At 55.6% G+C, this 1,972-nt stretch carries 1 rRNA gene; it reads right to left on the bottom strand.

From position 1 onward, the window contains the following. Positions 1 to 245 precede the first annotated feature (245 nt). Positions 246 to 1,777, bottom strand: a 16S ribosomal RNA gene (locus ESP57_RS18335). Positions 1,778 to 1,972: the final 195 nt, after the last annotated feature.

Genomic DNA, 1,972 nt, shown 5'->3' with positions numbered 1-1,972 from the left:
CTGCAAGAAACCATCACCCCCACGCCAAAGCGCGGGAAGTTGTCCGGCCCCTCAGGACCCAACAGCGTGCACGCACCCGACCGGCCGGCCCCCACCGTTCCAACCCCTCCCCGAAGGAAGCGGCGTACTAGGTCTGAACCATACAGACGAGCACCTATGTCAATGTTCCACCCATGAGCTGCCAGCAGACACGTTCGGTCTGATCTGGCATGCCTGGACCACCAAAAGTGGCCAGTGCTCCTTAGAAAGGAGGTGATCCAGCCGCACCTTCCGGTACGGCTACCTTGTTACGACTTAGTCCTAATCACCGATCCCACCTTCGACGGCTCCCTCCACAAGGGTTAGGCCACCGGCTTCGGGTGTTACCGACTTTCATGACTTGACGGGCGGTGTGTACAAGGCCCGGGAACGTATTCACCGCAGCGTTGCTGATCTGCGATTACTAGCGACTCCGACTTCATGAGGTCGAGTTGCAGACCTCAATCCGAACTGAGACCGGCTTTTTGGGATTCGCTCCGCCTTACGACATCGCAGCCCTTTGTACCGGCCATTGTAGCATGCGTGAAGCCCAAGACATAAGGGGCATGATGATTTGACGTCATCCCCACCTTCCTCCGAGTTGACCCCGGCAGTCTCATATGAGTTCCCACCATTACGTGCTGGCAACATACGACGAGGGTTGCGCTCGTTGCGGGACTTAACCCAACATCTCACGACACGAGCTGACGACAACCATGCACCACCTGTATACGAGTGTCCAAAGAGTTCCACATTTCTGCGGCGTTCTCGTATATGTCAAGCCTTGGTAAGGTTCTTCGCGTTGCATCGAATTAATCCGCATGCTCCGCCGCTTGTGCGGGCCCCCGTCAATTCCTTTGAGTTTTAGCCTTGCGGCCGTACTCCCCAGGCGGGGCGCTTAATGCGTTAGCTACGACACGGAAACCGTGGAATGGTCCCCACATCTAGCGCCCAACGTTTACGGCGTGGACTACCAGGGTATCTAATCCTGTTCGCTCCCCACGCTTTCGCTCCTCAGCGTCAGTTACGGCCCAGAGATCTGCCTTCGCCATCGGTGTTCCTCCTGATATCTGCGCATTCCACCGCTACACCAGGAATTCCAATCTCCCCTACCGCACTCCAGTCTGCCCGTACCCACTGCAGGCCCGAGGTTGAGCCTCGGGATTTCACAGCAGACGTGACAAACCGCCTACGAGCTCTTTACGCCCAATAATTCCGGACAACGCTCGGACCCTACGTATTACCGCGGCTGCTGGCACGTAGTTAGCCGGTCCTTTTTCTGCAAGTACCGTCAAGGAGCAAGCTCCCCTTCTTCCTTACTAAAAGAGGTTTACAACCCGAAGGCCGTCATCCCTCACGCGGCGTTGCTGCATCAGGCTTTCGCCCATTGTGCAATATTCCCCACTGCTGCCTCCCGTAGGAGTCTGGGCCGTGTCTCAGTCCCAGTGTGGCCGGTCACCCTCTCAGGCCGGCTACCCGTCGACGCCTTGGTGAGCCATTACCTCACCAACAAGCTGATAGGCCGCGAGTCCATCCCAGACCGAAAAAACTTTCCACCCAAAACCATGCGGTTCCAGGTCCTATCCGGTATTAGCTCCGATTTCTCGGGGTTATCCCAGAGTCCAGGGCAGGTTACTCACGTGTTACTCACCCGTTCGCCACTAATCCCCCAGAGCAAGCTCCAAGTTCATCGTTCGACTTGCATGTGTTAAGCACGCCGCCAGCGTTCGTCCTGAGCCAGGATCAAACTCTCCAAAAAAAATGGTTCCAACACCCCCGAAAGGGCATTGAGAGTTTCAATCACTGACAGAGAAACAACTGACTACTCAAAATCAAATTGTCCATCAATCAAAGGAATCCATACCCACCCCAAAAAGGGACAAGCTGGGGTTCAATAAAATTGGCATTGAACATAGTGCACGCTGTTGAGTTCTCAAGGAACGGACGCACCCGA

It is taken from the genome of Agromyces fucosus, assembly GCF_004134865.1.
Classification (GTDB): Bacteria; Actinomycetota; Actinomycetes; order Actinomycetales; family Microbacteriaceae; genus Agromyces; species Agromyces fucosus.
The sequence above is the reverse complement of the archived record's forward strand: the minus strand, read 5'-3'. Positions and strand labels throughout refer to the sequence as shown.